Annotated in this window: 18 protein-coding genes; 4 read left to right on the top strand and 14 right to left on the bottom strand. The window is 38.1% G+C overall.

Annotated features, from left to right (window positions below):
- Positions 1–21 precede the first annotated feature (21 nt).
- The 5 genes from gshB to aroC form a co-directional block, all read right to left on the bottom strand.
- The gene (gene gshB, locus BXY75_RS05480; protein ID WP_121907359.1) at positions 22–1,050 is read right to left on the bottom strand and encodes a glutathione synthase; all 1,029 of its coding nucleotides are present in this window, start codon (positions 1,048–1,050) and stop codon (positions 22–24) included.
- Positions 1,051–1,202: 152 nt separating this feature from the next.
- Entirely contained in the window at positions 1,203–1,964 is a 762-nt protein-coding gene (locus BXY75_RS05475) for a lamin tail domain-containing protein (protein ID WP_121906717.1), read from the bottom strand.
- A 241-nt stretch (positions 1,965–2,205) separates the two neighbouring features.
- Positions 2,206–3,624, bottom strand: a complete 1,419-nt coding sequence (locus tag BXY75_RS05470; RefSeq protein ID WP_121906716.1) for a hypothetical protein — start codon at positions 3,622–3,624, stop codon at positions 2,206–2,208.
- Between the two features lie 114 nt (positions 3,625–3,738).
- The gene (locus tag BXY75_RS05465; RefSeq protein ID WP_121906715.1) at positions 3,739–5,046 is read right to left on the bottom strand and encodes a dicarboxylate/amino acid:cation symporter; all 1,308 of its coding nucleotides are present in this window, start codon (positions 5,044–5,046) and stop codon (positions 3,739–3,741) included.
- Positions 5,047–5,065: 19 nt separating this feature from the next.
- Positions 5,066–6,130, bottom strand: a complete 1,065-nt coding sequence (gene aroC / locus BXY75_RS05460) for a chorismate synthase (protein WP_121906714.1) — start codon at positions 6,128–6,130, stop codon at positions 5,066–5,068.
- A 181-nt stretch (positions 6,131–6,311) separates the two neighbouring features.
- Here aroC and BXY75_RS05455 point away from each other — a divergent pair, with 181 nt between their 5' ends.
- Positions 6,312–7,100 carry a hypothetical protein gene (locus tag BXY75_RS05455; RefSeq protein WP_121906713.1) on the top strand — a complete coding sequence of 263 codons (789 nt, stop codon included), beginning with the start codon at positions 6,312–6,314 and terminating at the stop codon, positions 7,098–7,100.
- Here the strand turns inward: BXY75_RS05455 and BXY75_RS05450 are convergent.
- Positions 7,097–10,015 (bottom strand): FAD-binding and (Fe-S)-binding domain-containing protein, encoded by a 2,919-nt coding sequence (locus tag BXY75_RS05450; protein ID WP_121906712.1) that lies wholly within the window; start codon positions 10,013–10,015, stop codon positions 7,097–7,099. The two genes, BXY75_RS05455 and BXY75_RS05450, sit on opposite strands and share 4 nt — an antisense overlap.
- A gap of 132 nt (positions 10,016–10,147) precedes the next feature.
- Between BXY75_RS05450 and BXY75_RS05445 the strand changes: the two genes are divergently transcribed.
- Positions 10,148–10,636: a hypothetical protein gene (locus BXY75_RS05445; protein WP_121906711.1), complete on the top strand. Its 489-nt coding sequence runs from the start codon at positions 10,148–10,150 to the stop codon at positions 10,634–10,636.
- Positions 10,637–10,752: 116 nt separating this feature from the next.
- Here the strand turns inward: BXY75_RS05445 and bshA are convergent, their stop codons facing one another.
- The 8 genes from bshA to BXY75_RS05405 all read right to left on the bottom strand — a co-directional run bounded on the left by bshA (position 10,753) and on the right by BXY75_RS05405 (position 20,172).
- A complete protein-coding gene (bshA, locus tag BXY75_RS05440) occupies positions 10,753–11,886 on the bottom strand; it encodes an N-acetyl-alpha-D-glucosaminyl L-malate synthase BshA (protein WP_121906710.1) in 1,134 nt (377 codons plus the stop codon).
- Between the two features lie 9 nt (positions 11,887–11,895).
- Positions 11,896–14,820, bottom strand: coding sequence for a glycoside hydrolase family 3 N-terminal domain-containing protein (locus BXY75_RS05435; RefSeq protein WP_121906709.1), 2,925 nt, complete (start codon positions 14,818–14,820; stop codon positions 11,896–11,898).
- 17 nt (positions 14,821–14,837) lie between these two features.
- A complete protein-coding gene (locus BXY75_RS05430) occupies positions 14,838–15,323 on the bottom strand; it encodes an ABC transporter ATPase (RefSeq protein WP_121906708.1) in 486 nt (161 codons plus the stop codon).
- A gap of 116 nt (positions 15,324–15,439) precedes the next feature.
- Positions 15,440–16,231, bottom strand: a complete 792-nt coding sequence (locus BXY75_RS05425; protein WP_121906707.1) for a (Fe-S)-binding protein — start codon at positions 16,229–16,231, stop codon at positions 15,440–15,442.
- Between the two features lie 11 nt (positions 16,232–16,242).
- A complete protein-coding gene (locus BXY75_RS05420; protein WP_121906706.1) occupies positions 16,243–16,677 on the bottom strand; it encodes an LNS2 domain-containing protein in 435 nt (144 codons plus the stop codon).
- Between the two features lie 43 nt (positions 16,678–16,720).
- Entirely contained in the window at positions 16,721–18,043 is a 1,323-nt protein-coding gene (locus BXY75_RS05415; protein ID WP_121906705.1) for a (Fe-S)-binding protein, read from the bottom strand.
- Between the two features lie 3 nt (positions 18,044–18,046).
- On the bottom strand, positions 18,047–18,997 hold the full coding sequence (locus tag BXY75_RS05410; RefSeq protein ID WP_121906704.1) for an MlaD family protein: 951 nt from the start codon (positions 18,995–18,997) through the stop codon (positions 18,047–18,049).
- A gap of 65 nt (positions 18,998–19,062) precedes the next feature.
- On the bottom strand, positions 19,063–20,172 hold the full coding sequence (locus BXY75_RS05405; protein WP_121906703.1) for an N-acetylmuramoyl-L-alanine amidase family protein: 1,110 nt from the start codon (positions 20,170–20,172) through the stop codon (positions 19,063–19,065).
- A 244-nt stretch (positions 20,173–20,416) separates the two neighbouring features.
- Here BXY75_RS05405 and BXY75_RS05400 point away from each other — a divergent pair, with 244 nt between their 5' ends.
- The gene (locus BXY75_RS05400; RefSeq protein WP_121906702.1) at positions 20,417–23,131 is read left to right on the top strand and encodes a putative LPS assembly protein LptD; all 2,715 of its coding nucleotides are present in this window, start codon (positions 20,417–20,419) and stop codon (positions 23,129–23,131) included.
- A gap of 10 nt (positions 23,132–23,141) precedes the next feature.
- Complete coding sequence (locus tag BXY75_RS05395) at positions 23,142–23,522, top strand: RidA family protein (protein ID WP_121906701.1); 381 nt, start codon at positions 23,142–23,144, stop codon at positions 23,520–23,522.
- Positions 23,523–23,687 lie beyond the last annotated feature (165 nt).

Genomic DNA, 23,687 nt, shown 5'->3' with positions numbered 1-23,687 from the left:
AAAAAAGAGTTAAATTGTGTATTATGCGTCATCCACATGCTTTCGAAGCTTCTTTCTTCTTTCGAATGCGGCGACTCTTTCGAGCACCTTATCTTCTACAAAGTCGATTATTTTTTCCTGAAGCCTCACTTTATACACTTTATTGATATAAGTAATCCCTCCGGGTGACATCACATTCACTTCCACCAACATTCCATTGATTACATCGATACCAACAAAATACAAACCATCTTTTACCAACTTCGGACCAATACGACGACATAATTCCTTTTCCTGATTAGTTAAAGAATGTCTCTGTACAGACCCCCCAGCACTCACATTTGAACGGTGATCTTCATCTCCGGGAACCCTTTTCATTGATCCTATAGGACGTCCATTTAGCATAAGAATACGCACGTCTCCCTGTTCTGCTCCCTCGATGTATTCTTGAAGAATTACATAGTTTGAAGTACCATCGGCATTATCGATATAAAAATCTAATAACGAATTGATACTTAGCATGGCTCTTTTTTCAATGAGGATAACTCCCGAGCCACCATAACCATTGAGCGGCTTTAATATCATTTTATCAGGGCCTTCTTTGATTGTTTTTTTAAGGTATTCCTTATTTTTAGTAACATGTGTTCGCGGAAGTATCTCGTTGTTTTCATCTTCAAAAACGGCAGTATATAGCTTGTTATTTGCTCTTCGGATGCCATCAAGATCATTCATGATAAAAACATCATCCTTTACCGAATCGAGAAAATTAAGCATTATCATGTCCAATGGCGGATTAGAGCGAAGAATTATCACATCAAATCCTGCCAAGGGCAACATCTCATCGTAAAACTCAGATTTTGTGTGAAAAGACTTTAACGCTGCCGAAATTTTTTCTTTTCGTTTTATCACCTTAGAAAAGGCAATAGCAACACTGTCTCTAATAGTAAGATTGGCGGGGGTTGTGATCGCAAGACCATGCCCACGTTTCACAAATTCGTGTATCAGGGCGAGCGTAGAATCATTTTCGGGATCCATCTGTTCCCAGGGATACATTATGAAGCAAACATTCATTTGGTTGGTTTTAAGAAATAAATATAATGCTTTTGTTAAAAAAGTAAGATAAAAAAAGCCTCCAATTAATATTGAAGGCTTTTTAGTAATAATAACACTTAAAATTTTTATCCTATCAATCAAGATTTGTGATCGATAATATTTTAAGTTTCTTAATATGTATGAGATCCTAAACCGGTAAAAGTATCTACTGGAAAAGAATCAAAATTAGCTGGAGTATAGGTCGAAGAAGGTCCAAATGTTGGTTGTTTTTGCAAAGTTACATCTTGCGCATACACAGTCGCGTCACCAACGGTTCCAATCGCATCAATATTGACGCCAGCTGATGTTTGCAACACCAACGCATCATTACCATTGAAATTTAAATTAGAATCAGTTTGATTTGCTATGATAGCTCCAGATGCCGAAGCATGTTTTATTACATAAACTGCACCATCAGCTAACATAAAACCCGTGTTAAACGTAATTACATCCGATGTAGTACCACCATTCCTACTTAAAAATAACTGATAATTATCAAGATTGACTGTAGCTCCTGTAAAGTTAGCAATTTCTATCGCTTTGTTATTTGAAGAACCTTCAACGTATTCAGAAATAAATAAGTCGGAAGCAGCCACTCCTGTGGCGTTACAAAATACATTTTCCCATGCTGTTCCACTCCAAATTTGTAAACAAGAAGTGCTTTCTACAAAAACTAGGAGTCCAACATCAGTAACCGTTGGGGCAATCATATCTCTTTCGGTGTTTGAAGGAACTCTTGGTGGCATAAATCCTTTGTAGGTAACTCCGCTATCGGAAGTACTACTTACATCGAGCATTGAAGCATCTGAAGGAGTTAAGGTCCCAATTCCAACCTGAGAAAATAAACTTGTAGAAATAAAAAGGCCTATTACGGCGAGTAATACATTTTTCATACTATGATTTTTTTTTTGATCATAGCAATTTCGGTAAGGTATGCAGATTCTAGGGGCTACAAACTTAGGAAAGTTTGCTGATTGTAAAGTTATGAAAATGTTATAATTCTCAAAAACATATTCACAAATGTATGTTTATTAATAGTCGGAATTCATGAATGACCTTATTAGATCAGCGGCGTAGTAATCAAAATTTGATTTGTTCACAAACACTTCCGAAGAATAAAAAGAAAAACAGCTCTTAATTTATCACTTGAGACGCATTCAGATCACCGGGCGATGAAGCAGCAAAATTACTCCATAAAAAGTCGTTGTATTGATTACCTGTGCCGGTTAATTGAAGAGATTCTCCAACAGGTTGATTCGAAAGTTCTTCAACCCCAATATCGATAGAGCCCATTCCGCTTGCCGGACCATTAGTAGCAATAAATGATCCTTCGTAACTTAAAAACTGAATTATAGTGTTCGTTGAAATTTGAAACAAAGCCAAACCATCAGGACCATCGTCAATTCCAGGTCTTGGAAACCACAAAGCACCGAAATTATTACTCTCATTATCGATAATGCCTAAAAGTGAAATATTATCGTAGAACGTTCCATCGGCTCCATTATAAAAATATATTCTGAAATCACTTAGATCCAAACCTGCCAGACCTGCTATTTCGACCCCTTCATTGATATCGGCTCCCGTATTGTCGTAATGTAATTCGTTGATCCAGGGAAGACAACCTCCAGAAGCTAAGACCGCACCACCATACGACGAATATGCCGCTGTTCCTGGAGAAGTACCTGTAAGCGCAACCGGAGTTACTGCCAAAGCAAGATAAAATCCAACATCTGCCAATTGAACGGTGTAATTTATTGAAGTAGCACCTGCGATACTAACAGCGCCTGTGCCTGCATTATCAGTTGCGCGATACCATTGAAATGTGGTTGCACCTTCCAGATCACCATCTGCATCGGTATAGGTATAAGATCCTGAGAGTAGCTCACCATTGCTAAAACATCCTGAAATCGCCACTGCCGAAGCTACTGGTGGTGTATTGGTCTGTATTGGTCCTCTGAATGCGCTAAATTTTTCCACACCAATCAGGGTACCCGTGAGTGCGATGGGAGTAACTGCAAAAGAAACGTACTTCCCTAGATCTCCAACTACAATAGTGTATGTTTGAGATGTAGCGCCTAGAATAGGTTGTAAATTTAAAGTTCCTGCAGCATCATCGGCCAAATACCATTGAAAAGTTGAGGCTCCTTCCAAATCACCTTCAGCATCGCCATAAACATAGGCGCCATTTACAATTGCCCCAGGTTCAAAAACCGGACTATTGGCTGTAACATGAGTAGCGACAGGCGGGTTATTAAAAGGCATGCAATAAATATTACGCCATTGTGCCATGCTTCCATCATAAATTTGCAGACACCTTTGAGTACCATCAATTAAATAGATTAACAAACCGTCATCTGCCGGCGTGACTGCGATTAAAGCGCGTTCAGCCAAGTTGACTTTAGGTGGCATTAATCCACCAAAAATGATATTATCGGAAGAACTTGAAACGTCTAGGGAGGAAGCTGGACTAGGTGTTATTGTATTGATACCAACCTGTGCGAACACCACGGTAAAAAACAACAAACTACATAAGGTTAGGACATACTTTTTCATACTATGTTTTTTTACATAGCAAGTGGGTTATATAAGAATAGATTCAGGTTGTAATTAACTGTGGGAGATTAGCAATCTATAAAAATAAGCAATTCGTATTAAAAACAAGTAAACTTAGCTCACTTTTTTATAGTTGTCGTCCCAGTCCTTCACCTTTGGTTCTCCTAATTTACCTTGTGATTTCGCTACCAACATAGATACAGTAGCATCACCGGTAACATTTACAACCGTTCGACACATATCTAATGGTCTATCCACAGCAAATATTAGTGCTAGTCCGGCTTCAGGAATACCTGCATAGCCCAAAACTCCAACCAGCATTACCATTCCGGCACCCGGCACCGCGGCAGAGCCTATCGAAGCCAAGGTTGCTGTTGCGATAATTCCCAACTGTGTTCCGAAGGAAAGATCCATTCCGAAGGCTTGAGCAATAAAAACGGCGGCTACAGCCTGATAAAGACTAGTACCATCCATATTAATTGTAGCTCCAATAGGTAGCACAAAACTGGAAACCTCCTCCTCTACTCCTAGATGTTCGGTTACTCTTTCCATAGTTACCGGCAGCGTTGCAGCGCTTGAACTGGTTGAAAACGCAAGAAGCTGAGCGGGTGCTATTCCATTTAAAAAGAATCCCGGTGATCTTTTGGTAAATATTTTCACCAATAGAATATATATTCCTATCATAAGTGCCAGACCGAGAACGACACAAAAAGCGTACATCGCCAAGGCCGCGAATAAGTCGGCACTAGGCGCTTCTACGACCAGAGCAGCCAAAAGTGCAAATACTCCATAAGGAGCGGCTAACATTATAAGATCGACCATTTTCAGGATCACCTCGTTGAAACCGTCGAAAAAATCTTTTACTGTTTTACTTTTTTCTTCAGGAATAAGAATCAGGCCAATTCCGAAGAAAACCGCGAAGAAAATTACCTGTAACATATTTCGGTTACTAGAGGCAGCACTAAAAATGTTCTCCGGTACAAGATCAACAAGTGCCTGTAATGGTCCGGCATCCTTTTGTTTTAAGGCATCCTGTCGTTTCATTTCTGCTTCCCCGCCATAGGCCTCTACTAACTCATTTCTTGTATCTTCATTGATCGCTTTTCCCGGTTGCACCACACTTACAACCATTAATCCAATCGAAACTGCCAATACAGTAGTTACGATATAGGTTAAAATTGTGCGTATTCCCATTTTCGACAAACTCGAAATGTCTTTTAGATCTGCTATCCCTTTTATTAATGCAGCCAGAATTAATGGAATTGCTATTAGCTTTAAGGCATTGATAAAAATCGTTCCGAAAGGCTTTATCCAATCACCAATAAACTTAGCACCCCAGTCCAAATTGGTGAAAATAAGTGCGAAAACGACCCCTAGAACCATTCCTAAAAGTATCTGCCAGTGTAGTGCTAATTTCTTCATATCTAAATGTATCCTAAGTTTAAAGTTTTGATAATCTAAGGCGAAGCCAAAAATCGGCTAAAACCAAAGCAGCCATTGCCTCAACGATGGGGACTGCTCTTGGGACTACACATGGATCATGTCTCCCTTTACCTTGCATTTCGACGGTATTTCCATCAGAATCTATGGTTTGTTGTTTTTGCATTATTGTCGCAACAGGTTTAAAAGCGACCCGAAAATAGATGTCCATTCCATTGCTAATCCCGCCTTGAATTCCTCCCGAAAGATTCGTTTGCGTGCTTCCATCTTCATTAAAAAGATCATTATGTTCACTCCCTTTCATTTTGGCACCACAAAATCCACTTCCAAATTCAAAGCCTTTCACGGCATTTATCGACAGCATCGCTTTTCCAAGATCGGCATGTAGTTTATCGAAAACAGGCTCACCTAGTCCTATTGGGACATTCTTAATTACACAGGTAACAGTACCACCAACCGTATCGCCAGATTTCTTTATTTCTTTTATACGCTTAATCATTTTCGCTGCGGTTGGGAGGTCCGGACAACGAACTGCAGTTTCCTCAGTCTTTGAAAAATCTAAATCCTGATAAGGCTTGTCTATAAAAATTTCGCCTACCGATGATACAAAGGCATTTATTGTAATATCTGTCAACATTTGTTTGGCGATCGCACCTCCAGCCACACGACATGCTGTCTCACGCGCTGAAGATCTTCCTCCCCCACGATAATCACGATTGCCATACTTTTTATCGTAGGTAAAATCGGCATGAGAAGGTCGATAAATCTTTTCAATATGGGAGTAGTCTTTAGACTTCTGATTGGTATTCTCGATGATAAAACCGATCGGTGTTCCTGTAGTGACACCTTCAAAAATACCGGAGAGAAACTTAACGCTGTCTGGTTCTTTTCTCTGTGTAACTATGTCTGATTGTCCGGGTTTGCGACGTTTCATTTCTGCTTCAACGGCTTCTAGATCTATAGTAATACCTGCCGGACAGCCATCAATTATTCCTCCAATCGCCTCACCATGAGACTCTCCAAAGGTGGTAAGCGTGAAATTTTTTCCGAAGGAATTACCTGCCATAACATCATTTTCAACAAATGTAAATCTTACAGTTGAATATTAAAAACATTCTGCTTTGTTAATCCTTTCCGAAGTATTCAGGTATTGAAGAATATGCCGCTTTCTGAATTTTTCAATCTGTCAATTATTAAAGACTACATCAATCTGTAAGTTTTGTATATATTTGCCAAAATTTAATTTTATGAAAACTCTTGTTTACGTATTTATTGCGGTTACTTTACTAGCATCTTGTAAAAGTGATGACGAAACTGCTCCGGTTCAGAATTTTGGAACTCATTTCCCATCGATAGAAGATTCTTTTTGGAATTATAATAATACCAGTTCTCAAGGTGCCTCAAGAGACTCACTTTATATAGTTAGTTCATCAATAATTAATGATGAAGCTACAGTAACTTTGGGCCTTGGAGGAGCTGCAGAAGGATTCATGACAAATTTATTATCTAGCGGTACACTTACGACTTCGGGGAGTAAATTATTACTCAACGGTGTCTTATCAGCTCCCATTGATGGATTTCCAGATGTTACTATCCCTATCACAAATATGGTAATTTACGATCTAAGCGCCAGTGCTCCTGAAACAATGAGTAGTGAAGGCGGGCGATTAGAGGAAGTTGTGAGTGATATTCCAATCGTGATCGATTACGTTATTTCTTCAAATCACATTTTAACTGTGTCGGACGAAGGTGCGAATGGTACAATATATTATCCTAAGACAAATATTGTTGTAAATCTTGCAATTTCTGCACAGATTGTATTCGGCGGAGTGACACTTGATATTCCTATACTTGCTGCCCAAGACGTGATTGTATCTGAAAATCTATTCGAATCTGAGGTCGGATTAACAAGTTCGGATGTTTCTATCAATTACCAGTTGGAAGACCTGTCTGGACTTCCCATCGAATTGCCTATTCCTTCAGAAGGGTCGGAAGAAGCTTTTCAGGATCTTGATACTTATATGATCGAAAATTAAATCAAGGCATTTTTTAAAATTGTAACTGGGTGTTGGGCTTTAGTCCCCGTTCCATCCATGATCTGATGTCTGCAACTAGTACCGTTTGCTGCAATAATCGTTTCCGACTCTGCTTTGCGAACAGCCGGAAAAAGTCGTAGCTCCCCTATTTGCATACTCACTTTATAATGCTTCTTTTCATACCCAAAACTGCCTGCCATTCCACAACAACCAGAAGGAATAATAGTAGGTTTATAATTTTTCGGAAGGTTTAGAATATCGAAGGTCACCTTTTGATTGCTCAATGATTTTTGGTGACAATGCACATGAATTTTTATTTTTTTCTCTTCGGAAGTGAACGATGATGCGGTAATATTGCCATTAACCACCTCTGAAGCCAGAAACTCCTCGACTAACATTGTATTACTTGCAATTTCTTTGGCTGAAGCAATATCGTCTGCCAAACGAAGGTACTCGTCTCTAAATGACAAGATTGCTGAAGGCTCTATGCCAATTAAAGGAACTTCTTTTGAAACCAATTGTTTCAAATATTCAATATTATCATTTGCATGTTTCTTTGCCTCTTCTAAAAATCCTTTCGAGATTAATGCTCTTGCACTATCCAGGTGATCAATCACCACTATTTGATACCCCAAACCAGTCAAAAGATCATAAGCATCTGAAGCAATATCTGCATCGAGATAATTACTGAATTCATCGACAAAAAGCAATACTTTTTTCAATTTAAAATCACTATTAACTACCTCATTTTGTTTATTTTGAAGTAGTTTACTGAAAGTTTTGATTGAGTTATGAGGTAGCGTTCTTTCCGAAGCCACTCCTGCTATATTTTTTATAAATCTTGAGCTAATTTTATTCGAAAAGAGTGCATTGGAAATCCGCGCAAAACGTGCTGACTTTTTTGTATACTGACTACTTTTCCCGAACAATTTGTCTGAAAAAGAGACTCCGTTTACTTTGTTATACTGATAAAGAAATTCTGCCTTTGCTGTTGCCATATCCACATTACTTGGGCATTCGCTTGCACATGCTTTACAGCTAATACATAGATCAAAAACTTCTTTGAGCTCCTTAGAATTGAATTTATTGACGCTATCGTTGGTCGTTAGTATCTCCCGTAATATATTTGCTCGAGCTCTTGTCGTATCTTTCTCATTGCGAGTAGCGTGATAACTTGGGCACATAGCACCACCGGCTTTTTCAGTTTTTCTACAGTCGCCACTTCCATTGCAGCTTTCGGCCAAACGTAAGATTCCCTCACTATCACTAAAATTCATGAGCGTTTCTATCTCCGGTTCTTCTCTCCCTGCTTCATATCGCAGAGATTCGTCCATTTTATTGGCATTGATGATCTTTCCGGGATTAAAAATCTGAAGTGGGTCGAAAGCATTCTTAATTCTACCAAACAGCTCATACAGCGAATTCCCTACCATGATTGGGATAAACTCGGATCTTACGATTCCGTCGCCATGTTCTCCGGAAAAAGATCCTCTATATTTTTTTACCAAATGAGCTACATCTGTAGTAATCTTCCTGAAATATTCTACCCCTGCATTGTCTTTTAGATTAAGGATAGGCCGTAAATGAAGCTCTCCTGCGCCTGCATGGGCATAATACACCGCACTTTGGTTATAATCGCTCATAAGCTTTGTAAACTCACCTATATAATTCGGTAAGTCACTTAGCGCGACTGCTGTATCTTCAATGCAGGCAACGGCTTTTTTATCGCCTATCATATTCCCCAATAAGCCTAAACCCGCCTTACGTAGTTCCATTGCCATGTCAATTTCGGCATCTTTTAAAACAGGAAGACTGTAGCTATGTCCCGACTTTTGTAATGATTTAAGTAAATCTGTGGTCTGTTGTTGTAGATCTTCAGCCGAATCTGACTTCAATTCTAACAATAGCAGTGCTTTCGGACTTCCTTCTACGAAAAAGCGATACGATTCGTACTTCTTATTCTTTTTAGTACAATCTAGAATTACATCGTCTATCATTTCGCAGGTGTGCAAATTATGTTGCATTGCAATACTAACGTCATTCAGACAGGATTCTAATGTATTGTAATGAGCCACTACCATTGCCGTGAGCGGAGGCGGTAGCAAATCAAGTTGCAAGGTGATTTCGGTAGAAAAAGCCAGGGTGCCTTCGCTTCCACAGAGCAAAGAACATACATTGATAGAAGCTTCAGAAGTACCGAAAACTGAATTATCAAGTAAACTATCCACCGCATAGCCCGTATTTCTACGATGAATTTCGGGCTTTGGAAATTCATCTTCAATCGCCTGTTGTATGGTTTCCGAAGATAACTCAGCGAAAAGCGTTTTATAAATCTTCCCTTCCAGAGAATTGAGTTTCATTTTATTTTTAAAATCTTCTTCGGAAAGTGAATCGAATATAACCTCTTCCCCATCAGACAGTAATGTTTTGAGTTTTAAAACCTTGTCACGCGTTACGCCGTATTGGATTGAAGTCGTACCACTGGAGTTGTTACCAACCATTCCCCCAATCATACAACGATTGGATGTCGAAGTGTTTGGACCGAAAAAAAGTCCGTGGGGCTCCAAGTATGCGTTTAATTCATCTCTAATCACTCCGGGCTGAACCGTAACGGTTCGATTATTTAGATCTAAAGAGAGTATTTTATTTAAGTATTTGGAAACATCAACAATAATACCAGCGCCAACACATTGTCCGGCTAGAGATGTTCCTGCTGTTCTGGGAACAAGCGAAGTACCATGCTCTGAAGCAAATTTAATAAGTTGTTTAATTCCAATTTCTGACAACGGATATGCTACCGCTAATGGAATTTTTCGATATACAGAAGCATCGGTCGCATATAATGTTTTATGCAACTTGTCTATATGAAAATCACCGTCGAAAATTTCCTTAAACTGAAGTAGTTTCTCTTTCATTTGAACTCCACAAAAGTACAAAACGTTAACAAAACATTCTTACAAAATTAAGAATCTTGGCAGGCTATTAACATCAAGGGATTCTGTAGTAAGCTATCTTTGGTTTCCTAATTTATAAACAAATAACAAACTATGAAAAATCGATTTTTATTATTGCTTGTGATTTCAGTTTTTGCGTCAGAGATGTATGCGCAGGAAATTTCAAAAAATGCGATTGGGGTAAGATTTGGGGATAGTAGAGGTTTTGGTGTTGAAGCGAATTATCAACGGGCTGTAGGAACTAACAACAATCGGATTGAACTTGGGTTGGCGACTCGAAGTGGTAAGAAAACAGATGCCATTAAACTAACAGGGCTTTATGAGTGGGTTTGGAATATTGACGGGGGTCTAAATTGGTATGCTGGCCCGGGTGTAGGTGTTGGACAGGTTATTTATGACGACAAACATTTTAACGATCGTTCTGCTGAAGTATATGGATATGCCACTGGAACTGTAGGATTGGAGTATGATTTTGACTTTCCTCTTCTTGTTTCATTTGATCTAAGGCCGGAAGCTAATTTTGGAAGATACGTTGACGACGTGAATCTGAATATTGGTATTGCTGCGCGCTATCAGTTTTAAAACACTATATTAATTCTCAATTAAAGAAAATGCCTTCTCGTTATATATGAGGAGGCATTTTCTATTAATGCAATACTTTTATTCTGGATTAAAACGCAGAAAGTAATATAAAGAAATTAGCAATGAACGCTATTTCTCGCGTGTTCGTAGACTTCTTCATACATTGGTACAATCTTGTCTGTGTCGAAATTTCTGGATTCATCTTTAGCTTGTTCTTTAAACATCGCTAATGTTTCCTGATTTTGCAGAATTTTTAAAGCATTTGCAGCCATATCGTTGACATCACCTACATTACTTAAGAAACCACTTATTCCTTGTTTATTTACTTCGGAAAGACCTCCTGCATTGCTTGATATAACCGGAACGCCACATGCCATTGCTTCTAATGCTGCCAATCCGAAGCTCTCTTTTTCCGAAGGAAGAAGGAATAAATCACTAAAACACAAAATCTTATCAATCTCGTTGCTATTACCAAGGAACAGTACTTTGTTTTCAATGCCTTTAGATCTACAAAGTGCTTCTGCTTTCTCTTTTTCCGGACCTTCACCTACCATTAGCAATTTCGCAGGCATCTCTTTTTGGATGCGATCAAAAATCTCAACCACATCCATTATACGTTTAACTGGTCTCAAGTTGCTAATATGAGTAATTATACGTTCTTCCTTAGTTGCCATTAGATCCCTTTGGCACTCGGTATAAGGATTTGCATGCTTCTCAATATCTATAAAATTTGGAACTACAAATATTTCCTTCTCAATATCGAAAAGACGTAGGGTATCATCTTTTAAGCTTTGGGAAACAGAAGTAACCACATCGCTATTGTTAATACTGAAAGTAACCGCAGGTTTGTAAAAAGGATGACTTCCTACCAAGGTGATATCTGTACCATGCAAGGTAGTTACCATTGGAATGTGAATGTTTTCTGAAGCCAGCATTTGTTTAGCCATATAACCGGCATATGCATGAGGAATTGCGTAATGAACATGAAGCAATTCTATTTTATGAAGCTTCACCATATCGACCAACTTACTTGATAGTGCTAATTCGTACGGCTGATAATGAAATAACGGATAATCCGGTACCGAAACTTCATGAAAGTGGATATTATGCGAAAATAAGTCTAAGCGAACAGGCTGTTTATAGGTTATAAAGTGAACTTCATGACCTCGATTTGACAAAGCAATTCCTAGTTCGGTAGCTACAACACCACTTCCTCCAAATGTAGGATAACAAACAATGGCTATTTTCATCTATTTTAATTAGTTTAAAGTATTAATTGCTTCATAGATCGCCTCTTGTATATTCGATCTAAGATTACTGCCAATAATTTTTCGGTTATCGGCAGAAGGATAGGTTCGGTTCGACAAAAAGACATATACTAACTCCTGCTCCGGATCTGCCCAGGTAAAAGTTCCTGTAAAACCACTGTGCCCAAAGCTAGTCATTGAGACACAACCGCAAGTCGGACCCGATTCTCCTAATTGAGGTTTGTCGAATCCTACGCCTCTCCTTACATTATCTTCACAATAATAACATGTATTGAATGCCTGCATGGTTTCAGGACTGAAATATCGTGTACCACCATAAAATCCGTCCCATAAATACAACTGCATAATTTTAGCTACGTCATTTGCATTACTGAAAATACCTGCATGACCTCCTACTCCGCCCATCATGGCAGCACCTTGATCGTGGACGTAACCGTGTACCTTTTGCATTCTGAAATAATTGTCTTCTTCAGTTGGAACAATATCCACTTTCGAAAATTTCGATAAGGGCAAATAAGTCGTATAATTAGCTCCAAGGGATTGGTAAAGGTGTGTCTGTATTAATTCATCAAGAGGTGTTCCGTAGAATTCCTCAAGATATTTTTTCATAATATAATATGGTAGGTCAGAATATTTATAACTCAAACGGCTGCGTAATTCACTCACTCTTATCTGTTCGTAGATACTATCTTTGTAATCCTTCCTTAAATATAAATCATCGGCTACTTTAATATTGAAATCACTGTTGGACTTCTCTGAGTAATACTTAGAAGCTGGTCTTTTGGTAACCGAATCGATAGTTGCTGAATAAAACGGAATCCATGCCTTCAATCGTGCGTAATGAGATAACATATCTCTTAAGGTAATGTGTGCTTTATTCGAGTTTTTATATTCTGGCAATAATTCACCCAATTGCGAATCCATTGTGATAATATCTCTATCAAATAATTCCATGACTAATGGAGTAGTCGATAGAATCTTAGTTAGTGATGCGACATCGTATAGGTCATTATCTTTTACACTATTTTTTCGATTTTGAGTATGGTACCCAAAATTCTTGCTATAAATTACTTTTCCTTTTCTGGCTACGAGAATCTGAGCCCCGGGCATCATATTTCCCCATAAACCAACTCTCGCCAGCGAATCTATTTTTTTCAATCGATACGTACTCATTCCGACGCTTTCCGGCGATCCGTACTGCAATCGTTTTAAGTTTTCTGTATCAACTCCTGTCCCTACTGGAAAATCCTCTCCCAAAGAAACCGGCAACCTTCCTTTCGCGCTACGTGCTCCAAAAATAAGTTGTGCTGAAAGCTCCTGAGAAACTTTACTATTCTGATACGATATAATAATCCCTTCAAAATTAGTAGTGGTTTTTAGGTCTAGCATCGCATATGGTCTCGCAAACACATCAAGAATAACCTTGTTCAATCTGGCTATTTCATATAACCATACTAGTTCTTTTTCTGTAAATTCATAATCTTTCCATGGGCCTTCATTTGATTTATGAAAACCAATAATGACGTAATCGTAAAATTTCAGCTTCTGAATATAATCATCCAGACTATTGGCTTTTACCCAATCGACCTTAGTATATTTTTGTAATTGATCCAGGAAATCGGCACCGGAATCATTTCCGAAGTTAACATAGGCAAACTTATTATCTTTTAAATCTCTAAGCGGAAGCAACTCTTCCTCGTTCTTAATTACTGTAAGCGCATTTTCCATCACCTCTTCATACAAAACGTCATCATAAACACTATTGAGGTCCTGAACCACAAAGGCAGGATTCACAGGTATATATTTGTTTAAGCCCACTTTGTACTTGGCAAAGAGTATTTTCTTGACTGAATGAAGCAAACGCTCCTCCGTAATTACACCTTCACGATATGCGTTTACCATAAGTGCATGCGCTTTAGGAATGTCTTCAGAAATCAATAACACATCGTTACCAGCAAGAAAAGCTGCGAGATCAATTCCGCCGGGTTCTTTGTAATCTGATGCGCCTTTCATATTCAGTGCATCTGTAAAAACCAGACCATTAAAACCAAGTTTTCCCTTTAATAAGTTGGTAACTATATTTTCTGAAAGAGATGAAGGGAAGTTATGGCGATCCTCTAATGAAGGTACATTGAGGTGTGCTACCATAACGCTGCTTAATCCTTCTCGAATTAGACGTTTATAGGGATAAAGCTCTATGCTGTCAATTCGCGCTTTAGAAAAATTTATCGTTGGTAATGTTTTATGTGAATCCTGATCTGTATCACCGTGTCCCGGAAAATGCTTAGCATTCGCAAGAACACCAACGCTTTGTAGACCTTTCATAAAGGCGAGTGATTTTTCGGCTACATTATATTTATCTTCCCCAAAGGAGCGATTTCCTATAATTGGATTTGCTGGATTCGTATTTATATCGACTACAGGTGCAAAGTTGATGTTCATACCCATTCTTCGGGTTTGCTCACCAATGCGACGCCCTACTTTTTCCACGATCTTATTATCGGTGATGGCGCCCAGAGTCATATTCCATGGGTAAGCATAGGTAGAATCTAATCGCATTGCCAAGCCCCATTCGGCATCCATTGCCATTAACATTGGGATGTTCGAAAGCTCTTGGTATTCATTATTTAGTTTGATCTGTTGTTTCGGACCGCCTTTAGAAAAGATTAATCCGCCAATATATTGGTTTGCAATAAGATCCTTTATTTGATCAGTTTTCTTTTTGGAATCGCTCGAAAAAATTACCGGCATGAATAATTGTCCAACCTTTTCCTGCAGCGACATATTACCGTAGATACTATCTACCCATTTTTGTTGTCGGGCAAGATCATGTTCTACTATAAGTGGATTTAACTGTTGTGATAAAGAGGTAGCGCATACCACCATAAAACACAAGCTTACAACAATTCTATACATACAATGAAAAATCTAAACTAAGATAAAAACCTATTATGCCAGCTTTCTTTAGCTGGTACTTCCCAATTTTCTAAATATTCTGACTTTGTATTGATCAGATTATTAAAAACTACGGTATTGGGTGATACGGATCGAGCTTTAGCCATTTTACGGAAATCTGATAGAGATTTGTGCGCAATAAACTCCCCATTATAAAAAGTCACGTTCATTTTATCTAACAAATCAACTTCCAATTCCTTCTCTAAAGATTGAATAAACCGCACGGATGCGTCTATGCTGCAGCCAGATGCCGAAGCATTAGCCTGATTAAGACCTAAAACGATGAATCGGTTATATTTTATCTCGAAACCAGCTTCAAGATCCGAACCATGGGCAGTCCATTTTTCGAGGAATACTTCCGTTTTTGGCGTTATGGCAGCAACTTCTTCATCAGATAATTTTCGATTGCACTGATACACCCATATACGGGAATCATCAGGTAATTTTTCAAACTCTATTAGCATTTTTTTTTGTTTTTGCAGAAAATTGGTTTCAATACAATGAAGAGCACCAAATATTAGACCATAATGTGTCTAATTTTCACTTCCTCAATTAAATTATGCAGAACTTATTATAGAAGTTAAAGATCAGAAGCATTTGCGATCATTTCGGCTATGTCCATAACCGTAACATCTGCCTCCTTGTCTTTTCCTTTAACGCCATCGGTAAGCATGGTATTGCAAAACGGACAACCTGCAGCAATGATTTCAGGTTTGGTTTCTAAGGCTTCTTCAGTACGTTCTATATTAATGTCTTTATTTCCAGGTTCCGGTTCTTTAAACATCTGAGCTCCTCCAGCTCCGCAACAGAGTCCGCGGGTTTTACATCGCTTCATCTCCACCAATTCAACTTCCAGTTTTTGAAGTAATTCGCGAGGTGCTTCATATTCGCCATTAGCTCTACCCAAATAACATGGGTCGTGAAACGTAATGCGTTTTCCTTTAAATTTTCCGCCTTCCACTTTTAAACGCCCTTCAGAAAGAAGAGACTTTAAAAATTGTGTATGATGCATTACTTCGTAATTACCACCTAATTCCGGGTATTCATTTTTGATGGTGTTAAAACAATGAGGACATGCCGTAACAATCTTTTTTACTTCATAGGCATTCATGACTTCTATATTCCCCATGGCTTGCATTTGAAATAAGAACTCATTACCTGCACGCTTCGCCGGATCACCAGTACAACTTTCTTCGGTACCAAGAACCGCAAAATCAACCTTAGCATTATTCAATAATTTAACAAAAGCCTTGGTTATTTTTTTCGCCCTATCGTCAAAACTACCCGCACATCCAACCCAGAACAACACTTCAGGTTGTTTACCTTCTGCCATATACTCGGCCATTGTGGGAACTTTTATTGTCTCACTCATAAGTCTTATTGTTAATCTTTAAACACCTGAATGGTTACTTTTTTGTCTACTAGATCAGTAAATTTCCCTTTATAACGAGTGGCTTTAACCAAGTGATTATCCACCCAATGGTAATTACCACCTCTTGGTTTCCCCATTAACATCGAATGGAATTTAAATCCGTGTTCGTTTAACCAATTCTCTGTCACTTCACGATGTGCTTCCGTTCTCGAAGTAAAAAAGCAGATAATATGACCCTCATCATACCATTTGTTCAATGTTTTTAAGGCATCCGGAAACGGTTTACAAGTTGCCATTCGTTCAGGCTCCTCATTTGGAATGTCTTCAGTAATTGTCCCGTCAATATCGATTAGATAATTTTTTACACCCTTTGGTAATACCGGACTTACATGCTCTCCTTTTTCTACTTTTTCGTGTAAAAATTTCTCCACTTCTTCTTTTTCCATTCTATATTTAACTTTAATGTACTGATAATTTTATGTCGTATAACTAAACCTCATTTTTCCAATTTAAACGATCCATCTGATTAAATGGCCAAGGCGCTCCATTGTTCTCTATATTTGTCATAGTGACGTTTAGTTCATTAGGCGCGGCAGACTGCTCCATCACCAGATATTGACGCATTTCCATAATAATTGAAAGTGGGTCTATGCTTACCGGACAAGCTTCTACACAGGCATTACAAGAAGTACATGCCCATAACTCTTCTCTGGTAATATAATCGTCTAATAATTGTTTTCCATCGGGTTTAAATTCGCCATTAGTGTCAATATTCTTACCAACTTCTTCAAGACGGTCTCTGGTGTCCATCATGATCTTACGTGGCGACAATTTTTTTCCAGTAATATTTGCAGGACATTCACTTGTACAACGCCCACATTCGGTACAGGTATATGCATTTAGTAATTGAATCTGATTCAAATCCATAACATCACTCGCACCAAACTTAGCGGGAGCTTCTGCGCCTTCAGCCGGAGCAGCATAAGGATCTGCAGATGGGTCCATCATCAATTTTACCTCATTGGTAACCGCTTCGTTATTTTTAAATTTTCCTTTTGGCTCCACTCTTCCGAAGTAAACATTCGGAAAAGCCAACATTATATGTAAATGCTTAGAGAAATACAAATAGTTAAGGAATATGAGAATCCCAATAATATGCAACCACCAGGCGGTTCGCTCTATGAAAATAAGTGTTGCTTCGGAAAAATTTTCGAATATAGGAGCTAACAATCCACTAATAGGAAACATCCCGGCTTTAGTATAATGCGCTGAGCCCAAATTCTGAAGCTGTAGATCTGCCCCGTTCATGGTGAGAAATAATACCATAAGTACCATTTCAAAATAAAGGATGTAGTTGGCATCATTCTTTGGCCAGCCTTTCATTTCAGGGTTCCAAAAACGTTTAATCTTTTGAATATTTCTTCTTGTCCAGAATACTATTACACCCACTAATACTAAAAACGCCAGGATTTCAAAAGTTGCAATTAGCACATCATACATGGCTCCAAGAGGTGCGAAAATTCGGTGAGTACCCAGAATCCCGTCAATAATAATTTCCAGAACTTCAATGTTGATAATGATAAATCCAACGTATACAATAATGTGTAGCAATCCGGAAATTGGGCGTTTCACCATTTTAGACTGCCCCATAGCTATGCGAACCACATTTCCCCAACGTTCTCCCTTACGATCGGAAGCGTCGAAATCGGTCCCGAGTTTAATATTGCGAATAACCTTACGGATATTCATCGTAAAATAGCCAATTCCGGCTGCTAATAGTATTAGAAACAGTATATTAGGAATGTATTGCATATTTTATTTATTGGGATCTTCGGGCGATACGTATTCTGTGCCTTTTTTTCCGAAGACAGAAATATGTACATATCGCTTAGGATTCAATTTCAGGTCCTGGAGAAGTTCTTCCAACTGTTTTGAAGCCCCTTCCAAATTATTATAAAGCTGATCGTCTTTAAGTAGTTTACCAACAGTTCCATTTCCATTTTCAAGTCCGGCGACTATGGCATCAAATCGTGAAACTACATTTTGAAGATCGGTCACTAATCTTCCTGTTTCCAACTGTGATAACGAATCGGAAAGCTTTACAAAATTTGCCGACATATCATCCAAATTTGTAAAAGTTCTGTCCAGCTTGTCTGTGTTTGTTGCGAGTAAGGTATTTAATTGTGAAGAAGCACCTTTAAAAGAGCTCATGGTAGCATTGAAGTTCTTGATAGATTCTCTCAAGTTTATCCTCGTCTCTTCATCAATGATATCGGTAACACTTAGTAATAAAGTATCGATAACACCAAGAGTCCTATTCACCTTCTTTTCAAGCGGGCCTAGCGCCTTTGTCACTGCATCAAGCATTCCACCTTCGATGGTTCCTTTTAATGTGTCACCCGACTTAGCAATATCGGAAGAATCATACTCTGGATAGACTCCCAAAGATTTACCACCAATAAGTCCACTACTATATATTCTTACTATGCTGTTTCTGGAAAACACAAAGTCGTCGTCCATTGTAAATTTCACTACCAATCCACCAGCTTTATTGGCAAATGAAATGTCGTTTACTTTTCCAACGGTGTAACCATTTATAGTAACTGGCGCAGATTTTGCCAAGCCTTCTACATTCTGATACTTTACATAAAAAACTCTGCTATCTGTTAAAAGGTTAGTGCCTTTTAAAAAACTATAACCAAAAATAAACAGGAGAATAGCGCCAATGGCAAGAATTCCGGTTTTTACTTCTTTTGAAAACTTCAAAGGGTATATTTTAAGATGATCACAAATTTAGAAATAAATATAGAAAATCTTTCTTTATTTACCCCCTATTTCAAGACATCTGACAGTTTTAATTTCTGCCCATTTTTAAAGGCAACTATATAACAAGAGGTATAACCTTTTTCTTGTGCGAAAGTCTTCATTAATTGAATTTTATTGTAATCGGAGGTTTCGCCATAATAATATTTATAAAGCCCGTTTTCCTCAGACCTACTTATTTCTTTAAGTCCTTTGAAGTTGTTGGCTTCAGGCTTTAACTTTTTACTACTTGCAGCTAGTTGAACCTTGAACGTCACATCCTTATAAATTTTAGTTTCTGCCTTTTCAATGGCATTATCCAATTCATCCTGTGTTATTTCAGGGTTTTGTGTAGCGTGTGTTGCTAACAATATATTCTCTTTGTAGCTCGCAATAGCATTGGCGATGGAGATTGCCATTTCATTCTGTCCTTTTGAGGAATTTAAATAAGCACCTTCAGTTTTATTTGTAAGAAATCCCGTCTCAATAAGGACGCTTGGCATATAACTTTGGTGTAACACTATAAAACCAGCTTGTTTTACGCTACGATCCTTTCGGTGCAGCTTATTGATAAAATTATTTTGAATCAAACTTGCTAACATGATACTCTGGTCAAGATATTCTTCCTGCATTAAAGTAAGTCCGATAAACGACTCCGGAGAATTGGGATCGTATCCTGCATAATTTTCCATATAGTTGTCTTCAAGAAGAATCACTTCATTTTCTTTCTTTGCCACCTCCATATTACGCTTATTCGCATGCAGACCTAAAACAAAAGTACCTGCTCCATAGGCCTGAGAAGTATGAGAATCGCAATGAACTGACACAAAAAGATCGGCATCTGCCCGATTAGCAATAGCGCCACGTTCAAATAATTCGACAAATACATCGGTCTTACGAGTGTAAATTACCTTTATACCCGGAGTCTTTTCGAGGATTGCTCCAACTTTTAAAACTATATTCAATGCTATATCAGCCTCCTTATAACCATTTCCCCTATTCCCTGGATCGTGACCTCCATGTCCTGCATCCAAAACGACTACAAAAGGTTTTGTGGTATTATTGTCGTGTCCATAAAGGATAACAGATGGAAGAGTTAAAAAAACAAACAATAGAATTAGTAATGATCTCGTTTTCATATAGAATTAACGTAAGTTGAAAGTTGATATTTTAAAAATTTGATTTTAAAAAACTAAGCCCAAAAAATATGCTTAATTTTGACGTTTCAAAAACTAAGCCAAACGGACATTTAGTTTTTAAGTTGATAATAACAGCAAAATTGTAAAAACTTTATGAGAGTTCCCAGTGGTATGTTTTTATTTTTACGGAAACAATCAACATTTAAGTTAACTCACTGAGAACTTCAAAAATCTAAGCGCAGCATTGCAAACACTAAGGCAATTTTTTACTGTTTTCCCAATTTTTCTGCTCCTATGCGGTACTGCCTTATATGCACAGGATATCCCGCCTAAAAATGAAGTAAATATCCCTTCCGAAGAACCAAAAGACACTGTAAGTTTTAATCTTAAACCTATTATTTCTGAAAGAAGTGAAGTAAACTTGGATACCATCCGAAGAGATTCAGTAAAGCCCAAAAAAGAATTTCTTACCGATGTAGTTACTTATTATGGAGAAGATTACGTTTATATAGATCAGAAGAAAAGTAAAGTATATATGTATAATAAGGCCTATATCATTTATGAAGATATGCGTATCGATGCCGGGCTTATTATTTTGGATTATGATAAAAATGAAGTGTATGCCAAAGGAATAGACAGTGCCGGAGCTTATTCACAATTGCCTGTCTTTGTCCAAGCTGGAAATACCGTTAAACCCGATTCAATTCGCTTTAATTTCGATACGCAGAAAGCACTTGTTTACAATTCCCGCACCGAACAAAATGGATTTAATGTAATTGCTGAAGTGACTAAAAAAGAAAATGATTCGGTTGTTTTTCTGAAGAACGTAAAGTTTACCACTTCCAAGAATATAGATGATCCCGAATACTATTTTTACACCAGACGGGCGAAATTTGTTCCAAATAAGAAGATTGTCACCGGACTTACCAATATGTATATCGCCGATGTCCCTACTCCTATCGGACTCCCATTTGCATACTTCCCATTAACTGAAGATCGAACTTCCGGATTTATTCTACCTACCATTGGGGAGAACAATAATCGCGGTTTCTTCTTTCAAAATGGAGGATATTATATCGCTTTAAACGATTATATGGATATCTCGTTACTTGGGGATTATTACACAAATGGTAGCTACGGACTTAGAGGAGAGTCGACTTATGTGTTGAAATATAAATTTAGAGGAAATGTTAGTGTGCGCTATGAAAGTCTTATAAATAGTGAACGTGGTTTTCCAGACTTTAGTCAGAGTGCAGTTTATAATATTAGATGGAGCCATGCTCAGGACCAGAAATCGAGTCCGAATTCTCGCTTCTCAGCTTCGGTAAACTTAGGTAGCAGCAAATATTTTCAGGAATCTATCAACCAAACGAATAACGCGAGTGCATTGGTAAATACACTTAGTTCTTCCATTTCATATTCCAAAACATTTGAAGGCGAGCCTCAAGTTAACACGGCTATTTCAGCTACTCACTCACAAAATACCAACACTCAGCAGATTAATATGTCGTTGCCATCGGTTACGACCTCCGTATCGAGAATATTTCCCTTTGCTCCGAAGTCTGGCATAAAGAAAGGAATTATCGATAATATTAACCTTCAGTACGATTTTACTGGTGACAACCGGATAAATACGGTGGATTCGCTCTTTTTTAAGAAAGAGATGTTTGAAAATGCTTTGGTAGGGATGAGACATAGAATTCCTCTGAGTACAAACTTTAAAATATTAAAATATTTGAGTGCTTCCGCAAGTACTGCTTATCAGGAAACATGGACTTTAAAAACATTTGAGCAACGCTATGACGAAACGGCTAACGATGGAGATGGTGGTGTTGTAATAGATACTATTTCAGGCTTCGACAGCTATCGAACCTATAATTTTTCTACAAGTTTGGGAACTACGGTTTACGGTACTTTTAACTTCGGAAGAGATAAAAAGATACAGGCGGTTCGGCATGTTGTACGTCCAAGCATTAGTTATAATATTAACCCGGGTTTTGATCAATATTATGACAATTATACCATCCCTATAGTTTCCGCAGATCCTGAGATTAATGAGGAAGTTATTGAGTACTCCCGCTTTACAGGAACCTTATATGGTGCTCCCGGAAATACCTATTCCAGTAGTATTGGATTGTCACTTAGCAACACACTTGAAGCCAAGGTGAGGGATAAAGATACTACTGCCACCGAAGCAAAAAAGGTTATTCTCTTAAATAACTTGAACTTTGGTACGTCCTATACCCTTTCTAAAGATTCCTTAAAATGGTCTGCTGTTAATTTCAGCGGTAGTATTCCCATTGTCAATAAGCTTGACTTTAATTTTAGTGGAAATCTTGATCCTTATGCCCTTGATAATAATAATAGACAGATTGACAAATTTAATATCGAAAATGGCGGCAGCTTGTTTCGGTTAACAAATGCGAATATTAGTCTTAATTATAGTTTCTCCAGCAAGGATTTTGAAGGTAAAAAGGAAAAAGATCAAATTGATGATGATACCTTTAGAAATGGAGGTCGGAAGGATGATTTGTTTGGACAATCGTCCGATATTTACAGTGGAGATCTTTACGAGGAGGATGACGATAATGAAGATGCCAAATCTCGAGATTGGTATGGTTATGACCTGCCCTGGGATCTAAGATTGGCGTACACAATGACGTATTCTAATTCAGCTCGGCAAAGTGAAATCTCATCTCAATCTTTAATGTTTAGTTCCAATTTGGAATTATCTCCTCGCTGGCAGGTAGGTGTTTCGTCGGGTTACGATTTTAAAAGCAAGGGTGTAACTTTAACTCAACTACGTTTCCAAAGAGATTTGGAGAGTTGGAAATTAAGCTTTAACTGGACGCCGATTGGTAGTATTAATACTGCATGGTATTTCTACGTTGGAATAAAATCGTCCATACTTAGTGATATTAAATACGACAAACGTCGGGAATCTGATAAAAACTTCTAATACAAATTCTATGAAAAAGATCATTAATACTTCTAAAGCCCCGGCACCAATAGGCCCGTATAATCAGGCTGTACTAAAGGGAAATATGCTATATACATCCGGACAGATTGCAATTGATCCGGCGAGTGGTGAATTAAAAATTTCTGATATCTCTTCGGAAACTAAACTCGTAATGGAAAATTTAAAAGCGGTGCTGGCTGAAGCAGGTATGACCTTCGAGAATGTGTTGAAAACTTCGATCTTTATTAGTGATATGAAGAATTTTGCGGCTATAAATGCCGTATATGGCACCTACTTTAATGAAGCTACCGCGCCGGCCAGAGAAACTGTGGAAGTTGCTAATCTTCCAAAGTATGTGAATGTGGAGATTTCTGCTATTGCATCTTTGTGATAAAAAGATGTTAGATGCTGGATGCTAGATGCTGGATGCTAGATGCTGGATGCTAGATGCTAGAGTAAAAAACAATAAATAGAAAAAAGAGGAAAGAAGTTTGAACAAAGTAATCTTTATTCTAACAACGCAGCGATCTTTGATCTATCAGCATAGCTGTATTTT

The organism is Ulvibacter antarcticus, from assembly GCF_003688405.1.
Lineage (GTDB): Bacteria > Bacteroidota > Bacteroidia > Flavobacteriales > Flavobacteriaceae > Ulvibacter > Ulvibacter antarcticus.
The sequence above is the reverse complement of the archived record's forward strand: the minus strand, read 5'-3'. Positions and strand labels throughout refer to the sequence as shown.